This is a genomic window from Vibrio sp. 5S239, from assembly GCF_041439575.1.
GTDB classification, from domain to species: domain Bacteria; phylum Pseudomonadota; class Gammaproteobacteria; order Enterobacterales; family Vibrionaceae; genus Vibrio; species Vibrio kanaloae.
Genome location: NZ_JBGOOM010000021.1, coordinates 1 through 16,356, shown reverse-complemented (window position 1 = coordinate 16,356; position 16,356 = coordinate 1). Strand labels below are relative to the sequence as shown.

The following is a 16,356-nucleotide window of genomic DNA, read 5'->3' as shown; positions in this document are numbered from 1 at the left end:
GTGGCTTGAAAGTTAAGAGTTGAAAGTTGAGAACTAAAAGTAAGATGAAAACAATTATTTTCCTAGTTAGCGCAGTGATGAGTACTTTGCTGCTGTCCGGCTGTGCAACTGATACGTACGTGAGTCAGGAGAACCGAGACAAGTTTGCTGGCATAGACGTGTCTAAGTTTTTAATCAGCGAGTGTTTGGCGCCAGAGCGTGAGGTGCACATCGCCATCGCAGAACATTTTGCGTTTGATAAATATCAATTACGCGACCTCGACAAGATCAACTTGGATACCTTTGTTAAAGAGATCAGAGGCCTCAAAGGGCGTATCACGATTGTCGGCCATACTGATTACAAAGGTTCTCTGGAATACAACGAACGTCTTTCACAACGCCGTGCTAAATCGGTCGCAGATTATTTGAAAGGGCAACTAGACCCAACGCAATATGACTGGGAAGTGAAACACCTTGGTGAGACTCAACCCCTTCTGCTTGGTAAGACAGATAAAGACCGAGCGGAGAATCGCCGTGCATTTATTGTGTTTGAAGAAGCTCAGAAGTACGAAGAGATGCCTTTCTGTGAGCCACCAAAACCAGAACGTAAGGTGTACATGGCAATGACGCCACACTTCGATTTCGATAAGTCAGTACTCAAGCAAGAAGATCTCACTCAGTTAGATGACTTCACAACGAAGTTGAGCGGCCTGCAAGGTAGTATTATGGTGGCAGGGCACACCGACCAAGCGGGTTCACTTTCTTACAATGAAAAGCTGGCTGAGCGCCGCGCAGAAACGGTGGTTGAATACCTCAAAACCAAACTTGACCCTAAGCAGTTCATCTGGGAAGTGAAGTCATTTGGTAAGTTGCAGCCTGCGATTAATGAACGCTCTGAAAAAGCCGATGCATTAAACCGCCGCGCGTTCATTGTGTTTAAAGAGTCTGATATTACCGCAGAACAGCAGGCTCTTGCCGCAGTGAAAAAGAGGCGGTGAGCAGCGAGAGCGAGTAGAGTTCACCGAAGAATAACGAATAGTTGCCTTTACAATAAAACGCAAAAAGCCCATACGTTGGGGCTTTTTGTTGCATGAGCTCAATGTGAAACAATCAATGTATCTTTGGGTAACTGCCTTTTATTTTAGCTGTTTGAGTCTGTACTCCCTCGACTTTTAGCTCTTCATCGTAGGTGACCTGAACTGTATTATTTGTTAGATACCTTAACCTCGCATCAAAAAAATGATTATTTACGTTAATAAAGTCGCGGCGTAGGTCTGGAGTTAGGTGTTCGCCTACATGAAGGTATATCGATTCCAAGGTGAGAAAATAGAAAGAATTATTGGTGAAGCCTACTATTCCTGAGCTCTTCCGCGTTGTCCCGTCCGAAAGTGTCGTTACGAAGGTAAACAACCCGTTATTGACATATAAAATAAGAGATCGTTTTGGGTTTGATAATTGACTTTCCATTGTAAATTCGGAACCGAATAAACGAACCCACGGGCTAAAAATAATCATAAAACAAATGATGGAAGAGAATTGCCATACTGAAAATTTACCAGAAACCCAGCTTGCCTTTAAATTGAATATTTTCGATCTTTTCATGGTCTAAACGTTTCCGCATATAAATAGTGTGTTGGTCTGAACTAAATTGAGCGATATTGATACGGGACAAGTGTTGTATAGAATCGGCTTTTAACACTTCGCTGTCGTCAATATCTTTATTAAGAAACTTGTAGCTTTTATGCAAAGACAGCATAAAAACGGTGTCGTTGAACACTCCGTAGATACCATATCCATTCCTAACTACTTCATTTGGCAAAAACTGTACAGAAAAGTAAAATCCATGAGTGAATTGCAAGTGTGTTTCTATATTTTTCTCATAGGTATGGGCATAAATAGAAAATTGACCACCTGTAGCATTGAGGTATGGTATTGCTAACATAGTCACGACAATGATGATGAGTCGTTTAAAGTTCATGTATATCTCATTCAGTGATAAATAGAGTGGTAAAGTGCAAAGGTATAAACCCAAATCAAAATACTTAAAATGACGTCTCCCCAACGTATCGAAACGTTTTGAACTTTTACTTTAGTTTCATTTAACTTCTCTGTGTTCCTTTTATTCAACGTTCTCTTTGTATTTGAACCAGGTAAAATGGCAGAACGATTTGCAAGATTAATCTCATCAATCTTTTTATCGGGCACTAAACTAATATGATCTGGCACATATAACTTATATCCATGAGAAGGCACTACCTTTATTTCTGAATCATCAATGAGAGAATTCAGCTTTTTTCTCAGATGCATGATGCAGACATTGAGGGAGTTTGGTCCAACCTCCCGACCTGGCCATCCCGCTTGCTTTAACTGTTGGCGAGTGCACGACTCGAAATTATTTTCGTAAAGAACACGGAGAACATTAAATTCAATGTTACTGAGGGACACTGAATGCTGGAGAACCAATGGTTCTCCAGCATAAAGCTCTAGCGCGTCTCGTTTAGAGTTTAGATACAACAGCATGGCTTATTCACAACGTTTGTTTGGAATCAACACAACATCACCGGCATAGATCAAGTTGATGTCTTTGAGGTCAGCAAATTTGCGATTTAGTTGCTCTAGTCCCTTGAAACTAATTTGATGACTGTGAGCAATTTTGATTAGCCAATCATCTTGTTTTACGATGTAGCGAATTGGCTGACAGGTCTGTAGTTCTGCTTTGGGCTCGTATACCGCCATTTCAGAGGTTGACGAGACTGAAATATCGTCGTAGACCAATGGCTCCGCTTCAGTAACGTTTTGCGCCGGGAAGTGATAGCGCACGCCCAAGGTGAGAATTTGTAGATCTTTTTCAGAGTCAGCGCTAAAAATGAATTTATAGCCAAATTTCATAGTAAGTTGATCGTTGAACTCATACTCCACGCCAAGTTGACTGATGGGAGACCATGTATCGCTTTCCCATAGTGAGCCCATACCAGCATAAAGGTTGTAGTGGCGAGATAGTGGGATCGTGCCGAGTAACGAAATATCAATGCTGTTGAATCTTTGTTCCTCAACTTCTGAATAAGGGAGATCCGGTTCTTTCATGGTTTTGATGTGCCCGTAATAACCAGTACTGGCCTCGACTGACCATGTTTTTGTTAGGTCGTAACCTAAAAGAATTTGACCACCAAATGCAGCATCAGACACTTCAGAGTTAGTTTTCCCTGCGTTGGTCACATCAATGCCAATATAAAATGGTGATGCATCAGCTAAACATAAGCTCGGCAGTACTAATGCACCCGCAATAAAGCTTTTGGCCATTAGCGTATGATTAAACAATATTTTCATTAGTACAGTTCCTCAAACATGACGGTGAAACTTCCTGAATAAGTACCAGTCTCCACATCTGTCGAAGGAATATTTTGGTAATTCACATTGAGATCGAAATTGATCACTGAGCTTGGTGATTGAATCACATAGCTGGTCTGGTTATTGTCGAGTTGATTGACGCCATTCTTAACCCAGTCTTTATCTTCACAATTCGCTTCATTGCACTGAATAGAGTAGGGGATGGATGTGTTGCCTGACGCCGAAGTAAGTTCAAACTCATTGGTTAATAATGTCATCGACAAGCCAGTACTGAACTGGCCAATTGCCGTGATATTGAATGTGGTTTGAGCTGAAACAGTGTGATTGGTTGTGTCATATACTGGGCTCATTACACCATCACCGCTAACGTCAATACTCTCTAAGCTATTAGGTGTGTAATCGATATTCACAGTAAAAACGTCGGGTAGAATACGGTAAGTTAACGCCCCTCCTGCCGAACGATAGTAATATTTGATGTCAGCTGGAATTGTTGCCGTATACACACCTTTTGCCTGACCTTGAAGCGAGTTCAATAGCGACGTTGTATCTATGTTGAACGTCGGGCGATAAAAATAAAACGGTGTGACTGATTGCGAATACTCAAGTGAAAAATTGGCACTGCAGTTTTGGGTATCGCTGTCACCGAGCGTTACAATATTCCCCGATAACTGAGACTGGCTACATGTAGGCGTTACAAATTTATTATCACCGCGTGTGTATGGGTTAGATGCTGTGTTGTATTGCAATCCATTAACCGCAATCGCCGCTTCCACACTTTGACCTGCGTTGCTGGTTAATGTCATGGTGTCTGGCTTGTCTGTAACAAATGCACTAGGCAAAAACTGACTCGTTGTGGTGAGGCCATTTACGATAGACCAATCACTCAGGGTGTATTGGTCCGCACCGAGAATGATGGCGTTTTCAAAACGCACTTGTTGCCCCTTAATATTGATATTGAGAGTGGCAGCGTAGTTAGGCATAGCCGCGAATAATAGCGACAATAAAACGAGTCGTTTCATTACTTACTCTCACTCAGAGTGACATCTTGACGGTAACTTTCATCGTGATTAACGACCGTAACTTTTAAGTTCGAGGGATTAATGTTTTCCGGCAAAGGGTAGCTACGCTCACGGCCAGCAAGTGACATGATCGTCGCTTCGCAATCTTCTGTTACTTCATCGGTACACTGATCAACATAGGCGCGCACGAAGCTGTTGCCCGTATTGTTGATGTACAGTTCGCCTTTGTCTAAAGACATTGAGTAATCAATATCTTGAGTTTGTGCCGGAATCACGAATAAAGGACGGTAGCCAAAGTTAATGGTTACTGCCGATTTAAGCTTGCCTTCTGGATCGTATGGAGAGGGCTCGAAGCTCACGAGATAGTACTGGTCTTCGGTGAAATCGCATTTGTTGCCACATAAAGATCGAACACCGATTTGTTTTTGGCGATTCGGTTCTAAAATTGTTTTGTTGTGAGTAAGTGTTACGTGCCAATCTTCAAAATTGCTTTCAGAGTAAGGTATGCGTGTGATTTTACCGTCTTCGACAATTAGTTGAGTAATATTGGAATTAATAAATTCCGTGATTTCTTTGCGATTGGTTAGGGTAAATACGCCGTTTCCGTATTCGTCCCCAACCAATAACATGGTATCGACGTTCATTGCATTCGCATTAACAGAGGTTGCAAGAACTGTCGTCAGTAAAATAGGAAGCTTTTTCATAATCAGTTACCTTCAGGTCGGTTAAGTACAAAGTTGTGCTCTCGTAGCGATTCCGAATTGGCGTAGCGAGCAACATTTTCTAAGTGTTGACGTTGTTGATGACTGAGTTGAAGTTCCTTATTTACAGTCAGGTAGACAAAAGAAGTATGACCTAGACGAGTGGTAATAAACTCCAGCCCGCTGTCAGTCAGTGCATGCAATTGTTCGTTCAGTGTGTTGATGTCATCGAATTCACCGATGTACATCACGTTAATTTCTTCGTTGTTACTCACCAGCATCATTGATTCCATTGGATTCAAGTTTGGTTGGCAGAAGTTAGTCCCAAAGTTCAGTTGTTTCGCATCATCGACAGACGGCAAGTAACATTGTTGGCCGTTACTGGTTAGAGCGAACTGTTGTCCTTCTTGAACATCGATTTTGTGAATGCCAGTCGTAATGCTTGATACGTTCAAACATGCCGGGCCTTCACATTCAATGTTGTGTACATCGTTGCCGAAAATGTCCTTGAATTTACTAACAAAGCTGATCACACGGCTCACGTTTGAGTTCAACTCAATGACCGAGCCAGGGTGTGTGTATCCCGTCACTGATTGTTCGCCAGTGTTGTGTAAAGCGACACTTTCTACATCAAGCTCTATCGTTGCAGCTTGGTAGTCGTCTAGCGTAATGACCGCTCGGTCGTTGTAGATGTACTGTTTGTTCATCACCTGATCATCGGCACGTACAACCACTAAGCCTTTTGTCTTTTTCTCGTCGGTATCAAAACGGATGTTATTTTTGGTATCGACCACCACATAAGCATCACTTTGTGCGGTAGTGAAACTCATGCTCTCACCGCCAATAATTTGGGTGCTACGTAATGTAGCGTTTAACGCTTTTTCGCCGTTGTTCGCGGCGTAGACAAAACCATCGGCTTGGTAGTATTCATCACGTTTTGCCGCGTACGCTGTCAAATTGGTCACCGCTGCATTCGCTGAATTAACGTAATAGCTATTACTAGCCGTCAGTCGTAAGTCTGTATCTTGGTCTTTAATCAAATCGTGCGTTTCTAAGCTGTTGGTATATTGGCTGAAACCATTCTCTGTGATCGTGACACCTGTGTTTCCTGTCAGTTTTGAAGACAGAGGTACCGACCAATTCAGAGATATTGATAACTCACCGTCTTCCCAATTTGATGTCAGTTGCTCATTATTAAGAGTGACATTCAGATCAAGCGTTGAATCGACAATAAACGGCGCACTCAAGCCTGATGAAAACGACCAATTACGGAGTGAACTGTTGTACAAGTTGCTCTGTTCGATGTAATTCACTGAGCTATACCCACGAACCGTGTCACCAATGGTGTAGCTGGTGGAAATACCGAGTTGTTCTTTGTTACTCGTGCCATATAAGTGTTCAGCAAATTGGTTTTGGTCTGGGTTATTCAGGCGCTCATAGGTAAAGCCCAAGCTGCCAAGGTTCCAATATCCAGATACATACCAAGCTTCATTGTCGATGTTAGAAAGGAATATTTCATAGCGGCTATCGAAGGGTAGGTAGCCTTTAAAACCTAACTGACCCATCGCATGTTTGTTGGTTAATGTGCTGCCAATCGCCACCGTTTGTGTATCAGACCATTTGTATGCCAATCCACCTTGAAGGAATGCCACGCCTTCGAATTCATTAGTTAAAGACACTCCTGATGGTTGGTCTTCGTCACTCTGAACAGTGTCGTTGTCTTGGAATTGGCCCGCGGCAACCGAGTAATCGAATTCACCAGTATTCAATGTGTCTGTATTGGCGTTGTAAATTCGTACCGATTCAGAAGAAACCACTTGCGTACCCGCAGATATCTCAACAGTTACGTCATACACGCCATCTGGGAGTTCTGAGTAGCTGATGCTTCCTTGACCTTCTTGTACAGACTGCTGCACGATGATTTGGTCATCGCGAAATATTTTTAATACACCTTGGGTCTGTGCGTAGAAGTACAGTGACTGCTCTTCATTTTTAGCGGTACGGCTTAAGTTTTTGCTCGAAGACAAGTTGATGTTTACATCATGGTATTGAGTACTGTTGAGCAAGAAAGAGGTACTGTTAAGCGCCAAACGATCTTGATGATAGCCTGTTGTTAAACGCAGGTTTTGGTATTCAAGGTTGTAATAGCCGTAATTAAGCTCAGACGCATCTTCTTGGTTGCTCAGGTAGGTATCTACGTGAACCGAGCCATAAGGCAATCCTAAAATAAATTGGTCACTTAAGTTCACATTCAAGTCGTCGGTAAAGTCGCTTGATGTGTATAAGCTCGCGTTGTTGATCAAGCCTGGGTTTGCGTTGTAAGTCGACGCGTAATGCTTCTTGAGTGCTTTCGGTTTGTTCTCCTCAAGCAGCTCTTTGTTTACGTATAGGTAGAGCTTGTTTGAGTGATAATCATAAAAAGTGTCATACGTTTTAGGAGTAAGGCTGCATAAGTTCAGGTCGCCCTGGCAGTCAACAGTATTCGACTGACCGCGAGTAAACCCAGCAACTATTTGCTTTGCTGAGCGCTCATTTAGTCCTGATGACATCAGTTTCTTTGCAACTGCAGTTGCATCTTCAGGATTACTGAATTGCACTGAATCGTAAGTTACAGACATAGGAATCGTCATGTAACGACCATCAATGTTTTTTAACTCGACATCGCGCTCCTGTTGCGAGTAAAAATCTTCAAATCCAGCTGGGATTGAAGTGTCTCCATTCGCAGAAACCAGATGTGACAAGGTCCATGAACTTAAGATCGCTGTTGTAATCAACGTGCTATTTTTCATAATGTAAGCTCCGCTAAAACAGATAACTGGCCTTGGCACAGGTTTGAGCCTGTCGGTAAAGCCCCAAAGGATAATATGACGTCGTATTCGCCACTCTTTAGGTCGTTTGATGTGGTGTTGAAATCCATCAGAACAGGGGTTAATGAGGTTAAGGGCTGTTCAGCGACAGTGACATCAACAAGATCTTCAGGCGTTGTTAGTGCCTGTTTATGAATATCGAAACATTGAGCTGTATTGCCGGTCATGAACAACTGGAACCGAGTCGACTGATCAGAACTTGGAATATCGGTCTCGACCAATAACTGTGTTGTAGCATCACGAAAAGTGTCGGTTTTTGGATCGACCCTTAGCGATAGAGAAGAAGGGGAAAACGCGACTTCTGTAATTTGATAAGAGAAAAAGTGCTTCTTATCGATTTCGCTCGTTAACTGGAACGTATGAGTTTCTGCATTGGCATAAAGACTCATCGCGCCTGCAGTTAACAAAGCGAGAAGTGTGTGAGTTAAGTAATTCACAGTTTTCCCCAAGCTCCTTAAAGCGCTGCTACGTAGCTAGCAGCCATTTGTACGATAACTTGAGCTTCACCTTCTACAGGCACGTCTGATACTTCTGAAGAGTTTCTAACGCTCAGTTGCACATAACCGCCAGTTACTGAGCCGATTTCGCCTTGAATTAGTTGTGTCTGGTCGTTGTAAAGCTCAACGGATGCGTCTTGAGTTACTTGGTTGCCGACCAGTACTTGAGAAGTTACGTAAGTCCAAGTTGCTAATGGCTGACGGTCACCGATAGTTTGGTCTGCTGGTGTATAGTCACGAGCTTCCAGAATCACTTTAGAAGAAGTGAAAGTACCATCAGTGTTTACGTACAAACTGCCTCGTTGAATGTCACCACCAGCCTCACCTGTAATGATAAGGTTCGAGCTAGGTACCGAGCCGCCAATCACACCACTCCAAATTGCATCGGCTAGCGCTTCATCGGCTGCATATACCGAACCAGAAGTCATTGCCAATGCTGTTGCGCCCATCACGAAAAAGTTATTAAGTTTCATATTTCTTGCCTATTATTTAAAAATGTATGTATAAAAATAAAAGGTGTATTGGAATCGATATTTCCCGCACACTTTCTAGGTGATTGATTTGACTTCAACGGCGTATGAATTGGAAATAAAAGCCCGTTAATAGTGCTTTACATCCAGTTAATAACGTTTAATTTTTTAGATTATCTACATGTAAATGTCTGATGATTATTGTTTTATATATTTTTAGGCTACTTTTATTAGGTAGTGTGAATGCAGGGAAAAGAATGTTTAAAAAACTTTCTATAGACACAGTAAGAAGAACCATAACTTTGATAAACAGCGACTCGGGGCAAGAAAATCAGCCCTTAGAGTTGAATCGAAGTGAATATAATTTGCTGTTGGCTTTTGGTGAGTCACACGGAGAAGTGATTGATAAGCAGGTTCTGATTGAGAAAGGTTGGCCAGGAAGAGTCGTTGGTGAGAACTCTTTGGCCGTCGCCATTATGAAGTTACGAAAAAAGCTAGACAGCTTGGATCTAGGGTTTGAAGTGAACAACTTGCCCGGAGAAGGGTATGTATTCATCAATGCGATGAACATCGAGATTGTTCAAGATGAGTCTGTCGGCAATAATGACAATGTCGCTAAGGCTAACGAGTTAGATTATGAAAAAGAATTGACTCAAGCGTCGACTGTACAAGCTGATGAAAACTATACCGGTACGTCTCTTAATTCTATTCCAGAAGAACCGTCTGCAACATCTAACGTATTTCGTCGTTGGAGTAAGAAGCCTGTAGTATGGGAGATCACCATCGCATTGTTTGTTGGATTGATCACTTTCTACTTTGTCTATCGTGAAGCTTTCGAATGCTTTGAATGTTTTGGGGGAGGTGCTGGTGGTTAGCCTTAAATCCCTCACTCTACGAATTGGGCTTTTTATTGTGGTGTTGTTTTTGGTGCCATGGTTTTTGTCTTTAGGTACATACTTTTCTGGCTACGCCAAATTTGAAAACGATGAGCATGAAATTTTGCTGAATGCGAAGTCTGGTTTATACAAAACCATTCACAGTTATGAAGGCGAGGTGTATCGGGTACATCGGGGAATTTATGCGTCACTGGGGGATTCATTATATTTCTTCTCTTTAACCGGAGACTATGTATCCGGCCTGGATCCTGAATTTGCCAAGAAAGTTATTGCTTCTGATCTCGATAATTATTTTAGAGGTATGACTCATGTTACTGTTCAGCAAAAAGGTGATGTCATGATTGGTAGATTGCAAAAAGATACAAATCACAGAAAATTTGACCGTGTTATTGTTCAAGGGCGGTTGAAAGTATGGGACTAATTCAAATAAATAAAAAGCTAGTGATTGTATTGATTCTGACACTCCCTCTTGCTTTGCCATGGGCTAATGCTTTGTTCAGTGACTTTATTTTGGCTTCTGAGTTCTCAGATCGCAAAGTAAAAATGATAGGCTCTCATGGTCGTTTTAAGCTTCAAGCCAAATATCTTGATGGTACTCATGTTGTAAGTACGGGCTATTACGGAGGGTTGTTCGATACGCTGTATTTGTTTAACGTACGGCAAAATAAGGTTGTTGAAGGAGATGTGAACAATCTGAGTGTATTTCTTAAGTCTCACCAGTCGCTCATTGTTCTGAAAATATCGAGAGATTCCGAAAACAACTACATATTGAAAAAGCTTGAAGAGGATCCAAGGCTAGGGATGGTTGAGACTATTATAAATGCAGAAGGATATTTTGGTCCTCTGTCTTCAATTCCTTCAACGATCGACTCTACTCAGTAATTGAAAAGTGTGTCGAACAGAGATAAAAATCACTTTATCTTTTTTCGATGCACATTCTTATCTTTTATTATTTGTGAAACGTTGTGCTTTATTCAGATAGCAAAAATTTTAATTCTATAAGAAATTTAATAGTGACGGTTGCCAAAGACGCTAAAGTGACTCGAATGCTGGCAATTCAATCATTTTAGCGACCTGTGTGTTCTTGTTAGTTGTTTAGAATCGAAATCGATTCAACGTTTGACGACGCATCAAAACGAATATTGACCAACACACTCTCTCGTTCGAAAGTCACATCATCAAAGTCAGTAGAAGCTATCTTAAATCCATTTCTTGCGAATAAACTCGTCACAGTTGTTCGTTGTTTCTGTTCCATAGCGCATGTCAGTAGTTCGTTCATTGTGATCTCCATTGGGTAACCGTGTGCATATTGTGAGCGTACAGGTTTTATGTTATGAAATCAATTGCTCAATAGGTGGATGGTGGTGTTACTCGTGTCATTATTCACCACAAGAGCATGCAATGGAGTACGTGTTTTTTTTCTTACTGACTTTGGCTGATGTACTTTGGGAGCGGAAGAAGAAGTAGACACATGTTGTTCGTTTAGAAAGTGAGCCAGGCGGTCCGGCGGTCCAGTTCATCATGCTTAAGCGTAGGATTCGGATTTAGTATTGAACCTACGCGGTGCGTTTTGATGATGCTCTTAATGCTGTTACCAATAGATTCGGCTTTAATTAGCTTCTTCGATATATCTTTAGGTATAGAAGTTCGACCGATTAGAGCGTCATTTGCATCACCAAGCTCCCTGTGTAAGTAAAACGCGACATCTTGCTCTACTTTTGCGCCAGCTTTCTGTTGAAGACTGTTGTTGATTTTTGAATCTCTATCCTTGTTAATCATTCTTTACTCCTGCTTTTTTATAAAAACAGTTCACAATGCAGTTTGGTTCATATTGATGGGTATGTGTGTCTTTGATGCATATGTTATTTTTGCGAACGTTGTTATTGATGAAAATTGTGAAATATCTCTTTTCGAAAGCAAGAAGTAGAGAGTAGTAAGTCCGCAGCCTACTATTTAATTGTGTGTTTGTGAGGTATCTAGTTATTGAATATATTGGGAGTTGTAAGCGTCACGAAAGCTGTCATTGGTAATGGTGACGCAACAATAAGAGGTAATACGCAGCCATTGCTGCAGAGTAAAACACAAACATAAATTGTTATTGAGTTTTGAGAATGACGAGAGGCTTCAGCCCCAAGAGCAAGTGCCCTGTTTCGTGATTACAAAGTCATTTCAGAATTCCATTTATCGTTATTTTACGAATATTCTAGATAGTGGACTAACAACACCATTAGCTCCTCTATCAATGATGTGAGTATAGATTTGCGTTGTCTTCAAATCGGTGTGCCCAAGTTGTTCTTGAACGGTTCTGATATCCGCCCCGCTTTGAAGAAGGTGCGTAGCGAATGAGTGTCTTAAAGTATGGCATGAGATATTTTTCTCAATGCTGGCTTTTTGGCTAGCTACTTTAATGTGCTTTTGCAGCGCTGTTGGGTGAATATGATGTCTACGTACCTCGCCTGTTTGTAAATCTGACGACAAACGGTTAGAAGGAAAGAGAAATTGCCAGTTTAAACTCGTTTCTGCATTTGGATATTTTCTAGCTAAAGCCTCAGGAAGGTATACACCAGAAAAAGCTTCGTCATTCACATCTTGTTGATAATAACTCGTAGATATCTGTTGTTGATGTTTGATTGCGGGGAAAAGCTCTGGTGCTATTGTAACTATGCGGTTTTTGCCTCCTTTCCCTTGCCATACACGTACGGATTTATATTCATAGTCGATATCTTGTATGCGTAAACGCACGCATTCCATTAAACGTAAGCCTGACCCATACATTAATTGGTAAGCCAATTTGTAGTTAGGTGAGCAGTGACTGAATAACCTTCCAATTTCTTCCGGAGTCATAATCGTGGGCAATTTTCTGGACTTATCTGAACGTCGAAACTGCATATCAAGATCTATGGGTTTTTGAATGATTTCTTTGTATAAAAATACTAGTGAATTGAGGGCCAGACTTTGTGTTTTCTTTGCTGATTTTTTGTCAACAACCAGATGTGTTAGGAAATCCTCTACATGCCGGGAAGTCAAACGCTTTGGGTGCTTTTTGTCATGATAAAGAATGTATTGGTGAATCCAATAAATGTATGCTTCCGTTGTACGAAGGGCATAGTGCCGCCCAAGCATATATTCTTGTATATATGATAGAAATGGTGATTTTTTCATTAAACTTTAACTGGTTATACATACATGTTCTCCAGTTTGGCACATCAATTCATGCTATATAGAAAAAATCTGTACTTTGGGATGTAGGTAGAGAGCTGTAGTGATTAAGTTACTGTTAGTTTTCATAAAAACGGGGTATCGTTTACATCATTAAGATGCTAGACAGAATAATTCTGTATTTAAGTGCCGAATTTTTCTGTCTAATAGCTGTTATATGCTTATTGATAATAATTAACATTGGTGAAGAAATTGATAGAGCTTGATTATTTTTATTCAACTTTGCATACAAAGGCTGCAAGCTTAGATTATTACCGTAAACGAGTCATGTTAATAGTGTTAGCTTGCTTGAGTGCATCACTATACTTTTCAAAAGAGATACTTTATTGGTTAAGCGCAATCGCTTTGCTTTTTCACATCGGTTCATTGTTCATGGACTGGACGATAAAGAAAACTCGTGCGCTGGCTAGTGAAATTCAGAGGATTTCGATGCTTTCTAAAACCTTTGGGCAAGATAACATCGATTTTCATGAAATTTCTAGATTAAAAGTAGCAGCAGGAACTGGTGTAAATTCTAAAGTTCAAACAAGAATTGATAATAACGAGCAGGACGAAAGCACAGCGTTTACTAATGATGAAACAGAGTCCAATCAAAAGCTATTAAAGATGATTCAAGAAAATGCATTTTGGAATGGGCATTTATATGACTTTGCATATAAAGATGCAAAGAATAAGATAATATTCATGGTGGCGGTAATTTCAATCTTAGCACTAGTTTTAATACCCAGTATTGAACTTGACCAAGATTACACGTTGATTAGACTTATTTTTACAGTGTTATCTTTTGGTGTTGTTTACGAGTTTGTTGAAACTATGTTTAAATTCAAGACGTCATCAAAACAAATGACTGAGCTTGACCACAAAATATCTCGTCTAAACACAATAGATGAAAAGGAATTGCTAAATATATTTTCAAGCTACCACAATGTTATCTCGACAACATCACCAATACCTAGTGATATTTATGAGTCTAATAAAAATATGCTTAATGCCACTTGGCGAGAGCGCATATAACAAAGCATTTAAGAGTGATTCTCAACGCTTGGCATTTTTCATTCCATCGTTAAGTTCAGTGTTTACGGTGGTAAGGTTAAGTTCTGTGGTCGCGTTGTTCACACCTTAATGCGGCGTTAGTTTGCAAAGGGCAGAAAAGCGTTTGTAGTCTAAAAGCTTTGTTCTACGTTCTAGCTATACACCTGTTATTTCCCAAAGATTTGTCATCGAAATAGGCATCTCGCGTAGTCCGTTTTTCGGTTAATTGGCTTTCGTGTTACTCATTTCTTTCGTGTTAGTAAGGTTCACTTCTCAATGTTCTTGCGCGCTGCTTCTTTGGTTTTGAAAGTTAAGTGTGAGCATTGAACATTGCATTTGTGGATGTCGGCATCTATGAAAGTCTTCTTAGCCAAGTGCGTTTTGTTAGTTGGGTTTAAATTCTGAGCTTGCCGTTTTACTTTTGCGTTCAAAGCCATTAGTTTTATAGCTAATTCAGCACCTTGGCGCTAAGACTTTGGCTTCATCGTGGTGGCAAACTAACAAAGCGCTTAAGACAGATTCGCAACGCGTGGCATTTTTAGTATGCGTTGATTTTAGTGTTTAAGGTGTTATGCGTTGGCTTCGTATTGCGTTGTTCACTACTTAGCTTAGCGTTATACGAATTGGGAGTAAGTATGGGGAACCATGCACAAAAATTAGCGGAAAGAATCTTAACGAAAGGGCCTAAACATGGGTACTGCGCTATATGTCGTGAGCATGGGAAACTCACTCGAGAACATGTTCCACCTGCGGGTTGCGGTAATGTTAGCAATGTAGTTCTAAAGTCTTTGAGTAAAACTGGGTCTAAAGATAAACGTCACTCTGTAGTTTCTCAAGGAGGTCTTACATTTGGCTCTACTTGCCACAAATGTAACAATGACCGTTTAGGTATTAGCTACGATCCTGAGTTAATCAAGCTATACCGAGAAATAAAAGATCTATCTAATTCTATTCAATCCAATCAATTAGCCTTACCTAGTTACAAGACGTTTTTTGTTAAACCACAAAAAATAGCTCGTTCGGTTATTGGTCATATTATCGCGGCGAATTCAATTTCAACATTATCAGAGCCAACAGCGCATAGTGGAATATACAGTGACTTAGTCGAATATTTTAAGGACGGAGATGCGCCACTCCCAGATAATGTAGAAATCTATTATTGGTTCTACCCATCTAGAGACATTAAAGTCTTAAAATCTTTTGGTCGTAGTTTTAAATGGGGTGTAAATCCAGTCGTCGGTGATGTTTTGAAATTTTTCCCTTTAGCATTTTGGGTTGTTTGGAATGTACCAGAAGAGATCAATATTTCACTGCCTAAATTGCTACCAAACAAAAAGGTAGGAAGGGACGAACTAACTCAGATCACAGTAGACTTTGTGTCTCATCCTCGGTTAGATTTTCCAGAAATTCCAGACGATAACGGGGCTTCTTTATATGCATCACAAATAAACTCTGTAGGTGTCCAAAAATTCGTATAACAAGCAATTTAAGAGAGATTCACAACGTTTGGCATTTTTGCTTCTACTTCAAGTTTAGTGTTTATGGCACAATGCCTTAGGTTTGGGCGGAGGCGTTGTTCACCCCTTAATTGGGCGTTATGTGCTGTTTGTGTAGCTTTTGGCTTTAATGAAAATTGTAGCTTCAAAATAATTAATAGGGTTATAGATGCGTATTATATTTATATCGGTTGTTTTAAGTGTATTAGTGGGGTGTGGTACAACTCGTATGGCTTACACGCCAAATGATATTGATATAGAGAAAGCTCCGATGCTAATTGATAGAATGATAATGACTCAGCATCGTGCGTGGAAACCAGACTATTTTGTCATTACTGAACATTATTTTGGTTGGGATTTTGGATATAAATCTACTACAAGTGGAGTCGGTAGTGTAGTGGGTGATAGTGGTATTGTTTTTTCTAGCTCTTCCAGCACAACTCATAGAGTTTCAGAGCGGGTTTACTATGATGAAGTGGCTGAAGTAAAATTATTAGACTGGACGAGAAAATTTAAACAGTGGTACGTAGTTACGCTTTATCGAGAGGATGGAACTCAGATTATGCATATATTACGTACACGCAATTTAAAAGATGCCCAACTAATGGTTGATGCGGTTAATACTTTTCTAAAAAATCGCACATAACAAGCAATTTAAGAGGGATTCTCAACGCTTGGCATTTTTGCTTCTACTTCAAATTTAGCGTTTATGGCACAATGCTTTAGGTTTGGGTGGTAGCGTTGTTCACCCCTTAATTGGGCGTTAGTTTGCAAGGAGCAGAAAAGCGTTTGTGGTCTAAAAGCTTTGTTCTACGTTCTAGCTATTCACCTG

The 16,356-nt window shown here is 40.6% G+C and carries 17 protein-coding genes and 1 pseudogene; 7 read left to right on the top strand and 11 right to left on the bottom strand.

The window, feature by feature from the left end:
• Positions 1 to 44: 44 nt before the first annotated feature.
• Positions 45 to 977 carry an OmpA family protein gene (locus ACED48_RS15305; protein WP_017057132.1) on the top strand — a complete coding sequence of 311 codons (933 nt, stop codon included), beginning with the start codon at positions 45 to 47 and terminating at the stop codon, positions 975 to 977.
• A gap of 554 nt (positions 978 to 1,531) precedes the next feature.
• Here the strand turns inward: ACED48_RS15305 and ACED48_RS15300 are convergent.
• From ACED48_RS15300 to ACED48_RS15265, 8 genes are read right to left on the bottom strand one after another with little or no spacing between them, the layout of a single operon-like run.
• A complete protein-coding gene (locus tag ACED48_RS15300) occupies positions 1,532 to 1,957 on the bottom strand; it encodes a hypothetical protein (RefSeq protein WP_017057134.1) in 426 nt (141 codons plus the stop codon).
• An 11-nt stretch (positions 1,958 to 1,968) separates the two neighbouring features.
• Positions 1,969 to 2,499 (bottom strand): helix-turn-helix domain-containing protein, encoded by a 531-nt coding sequence (locus tag ACED48_RS15295; RefSeq protein WP_017057135.1) that lies wholly within the window; start codon positions 2,497 to 2,499, stop codon positions 1,969 to 1,971.
• 3 nt (positions 2,500 to 2,502) lie between these two features.
• Positions 2,503 to 3,306 carry an outer membrane beta-barrel protein gene (locus ACED48_RS15290; protein WP_017057136.1) on the bottom strand — a complete coding sequence of 268 codons (804 nt, stop codon included), beginning with the start codon at positions 3,304 to 3,306 and terminating at the stop codon, positions 2,503 to 2,505.
• Positions 3,306 to 4,346, bottom strand: a complete 1,041-nt coding sequence (locus tag ACED48_RS15285; protein ID WP_017057137.1) for a hypothetical protein — start codon at positions 4,344 to 4,346, stop codon at positions 3,306 to 3,308. Before ACED48_RS15285 ends, ACED48_RS15290 begins: the two co-directional genes overlap by 1 nt.
• Positions 4,346 to 5,050 (bottom strand): hypothetical protein, encoded by a 705-nt coding sequence (locus ACED48_RS15280; protein WP_017057138.1) that lies wholly within the window; start codon positions 5,048 to 5,050, stop codon positions 4,346 to 4,348. Before ACED48_RS15280 ends, ACED48_RS15285 begins: the two co-directional genes overlap by 1 nt.
• Positions 5,051 to 5,052: 2 nt before the next feature.
• Complete coding sequence (locus ACED48_RS15275; protein WP_017057139.1) at positions 5,053 to 7,836, bottom strand: TcfC E-set like domain-containing protein; 2,784 nt, start codon at positions 7,834 to 7,836, stop codon at positions 5,053 to 5,055.
• Positions 7,833 to 8,351, bottom strand: coding sequence for a hypothetical protein (locus ACED48_RS15270; protein ID WP_017057140.1), 519 nt, complete (start codon positions 8,349 to 8,351; stop codon positions 7,833 to 7,835). The genes ACED48_RS15275 and ACED48_RS15270 overlap by 4 nt, the downstream gene beginning before the upstream one ends.
• Positions 8,352 to 8,368: 17 nt before the next feature.
• Positions 8,369 to 8,884 (bottom strand): hypothetical protein, encoded by a 516-nt coding sequence (locus tag ACED48_RS15265; protein ID WP_017057141.1) that lies wholly within the window; start codon positions 8,882 to 8,884, stop codon positions 8,369 to 8,371.
• Between the two features lie 254 nt (positions 8,885 to 9,138).
• Here ACED48_RS15265 and ACED48_RS15260 point away from each other — a divergent pair, with 254 nt between their 5' ends.
• The 3 genes from ACED48_RS15260 to ACED48_RS15250 are packed head-to-tail and all read left to right on the top strand — an operon-like array spanning position 9,139 to position 10,659.
• Positions 9,139 to 9,756, top strand: a complete 618-nt coding sequence (locus tag ACED48_RS15260; protein ID WP_017057142.1) for a winged helix-turn-helix domain-containing protein — start codon at positions 9,139 to 9,141, stop codon at positions 9,754 to 9,756.
• Positions 9,749 to 10,198: a hypothetical protein gene (locus ACED48_RS15255; protein ID WP_017057143.1), complete on the top strand. Its 450-nt coding sequence runs from the start codon at positions 9,749 to 9,751 to the stop codon at positions 10,196 to 10,198. The genes ACED48_RS15260 and ACED48_RS15255 overlap by 8 nt, the downstream gene beginning before the upstream one ends.
• Positions 10,189 to 10,659, top strand: a complete 471-nt coding sequence (locus ACED48_RS15250) for a hypothetical protein (RefSeq protein WP_017057144.1) — start codon at positions 10,189 to 10,191, stop codon at positions 10,657 to 10,659. The genes ACED48_RS15255 and ACED48_RS15250 overlap by 10 nt, the downstream gene beginning before the upstream one ends.
• Before the next feature lie 205 nt (positions 10,660 to 10,864).
• Here the strand turns inward: ACED48_RS15250 and ACED48_RS15245 are convergent, their stop codons facing one another.
• From ACED48_RS15245 to ACED48_RS15235, 3 genes and pseudogenes are all read right to left on the bottom strand, one after another.
• On the bottom strand, positions 10,865 to 11,056 hold the full coding sequence (locus ACED48_RS15245) for a hypothetical protein (protein ID WP_017057145.1): 192 nt from the start codon (positions 11,054 to 11,056) through the stop codon (positions 10,865 to 10,867).
• Positions 11,057 to 11,215: 159 nt separating this feature from the next.
• A pseudogene (locus ACED48_RS15240) lies at positions 11,216 to 11,556 on the bottom strand (nuclease); the annotation flags it as partial.
• Between the two features lie 408 nt (positions 11,557 to 11,964).
• Complete coding sequence (locus tag ACED48_RS15235; RefSeq protein WP_017057147.1) at positions 11,965 to 12,939, bottom strand: integron integrase; 975 nt, start codon at positions 12,937 to 12,939, stop codon at positions 11,965 to 11,967.
• A gap of 249 nt (positions 12,940 to 13,188) precedes the next feature.
• On the opposite strand from ACED48_RS15235, the gene ACED48_RS15230 reads away from it, so the two are divergent.
• The 3 genes from ACED48_RS15230 (at position 13,189) to ACED48_RS15220 (ending at position 16,170) form a co-directional block, all read left to right on the top strand.
• Positions 13,189 to 14,010, top strand: a complete 822-nt coding sequence (locus ACED48_RS15230) for a hypothetical protein (RefSeq protein WP_017057148.1) — start codon at positions 13,189 to 13,191, stop codon at positions 14,008 to 14,010.
• A gap of 653 nt (positions 14,011 to 14,663) precedes the next feature.
• On the top strand, positions 14,664 to 15,506 hold the full coding sequence (locus ACED48_RS15225; protein ID WP_017057150.1) for a hypothetical protein: 843 nt from the start codon (positions 14,664 to 14,666) through the stop codon (positions 15,504 to 15,506).
• 187 nt (positions 15,507 to 15,693) lie between these two features.
• Entirely contained in the window at positions 15,694 to 16,170 is a 477-nt protein-coding gene (locus tag ACED48_RS15220; protein WP_017057151.1) for a hypothetical protein, read from the top strand.
• Positions 16,171 to 16,356: the final 186 nt, after the last annotated feature.

Coding starts and splice junctions, on each gene's coding strand:
- ACED48_RS15305 (WP_017057132.1), top strand. CDS start 45: ATGAAAACAATTATTTTCCTAGTTAGCGCAGTGATGAGTACTTTGCTG.
- ACED48_RS15300 (WP_017057134.1), bottom strand. CDS start 1,957: ATGAACTTTAAACGACTCATCATCATTGTCGTGACTATGTTAGCAATA.
- ACED48_RS15295 (WP_017057135.1), bottom strand. CDS start 2,499: ATGCTGTTGTATCTAAACTCTAAACGAGACGCGCTAGAGCTTTATGCT.
- ACED48_RS15290 (WP_017057136.1), bottom strand. CDS start 3,306: ATGAAAATATTGTTTAATCATACGCTAATGGCCAAAAGCTTTATTGCG.
- ACED48_RS15285 (WP_017057137.1), bottom strand. CDS start 4,346: ATGAAACGACTCGTTTTATTGTCGCTATTATTCGCGGCTATGCCTAAC.
- ACED48_RS15280 (WP_017057138.1), bottom strand. CDS start 5,050: ATGAAAAAGCTTCCTATTTTACTGACGACAGTTCTTGCAACCTCTGTT.
- ACED48_RS15275 (WP_017057139.1), bottom strand. CDS start 7,836: ATGAAAAATAGCACGTTGATTACAACAGCGATCTTAAGTTCATGGACC.
- ACED48_RS15265 (WP_017057141.1), bottom strand. CDS start 8,884: ATGAAACTTAATAACTTTTTCGTGATGGGCGCAACAGCATTGGCAATG.
- ACED48_RS15260 (WP_017057142.1), top strand. CDS start 9,139: ATGTTTAAAAAACTTTCTATAGACACAGTAAGAAGAACCATAACTTTG.
- ACED48_RS15250 (WP_017057144.1), top strand. CDS start 10,189: ATGGGACTAATTCAAATAAATAAAAAGCTAGTGATTGTATTGATTCTG.
- ACED48_RS15245 (WP_017057145.1), bottom strand. CDS start 11,056: ATGAACGAACTACTGACATGCGCTATGGAACAGAAACAACGAACAACT.
- ACED48_RS15235 (WP_017057147.1), bottom strand. CDS start 12,939: ATGAAAAAATCACCATTTCTATCATATATACAAGAATATATGCTTGGG.
- ACED48_RS15225 (WP_017057150.1), top strand. CDS start 14,664: ATGGGGAACCATGCACAAAAATTAGCGGAAAGAATCTTAACGAAAGGG.
- ACED48_RS15220 (WP_017057151.1), top strand. CDS start 15,694: ATGCGTATTATATTTATATCGGTTGTTTTAAGTGTATTAGTGGGGTGT.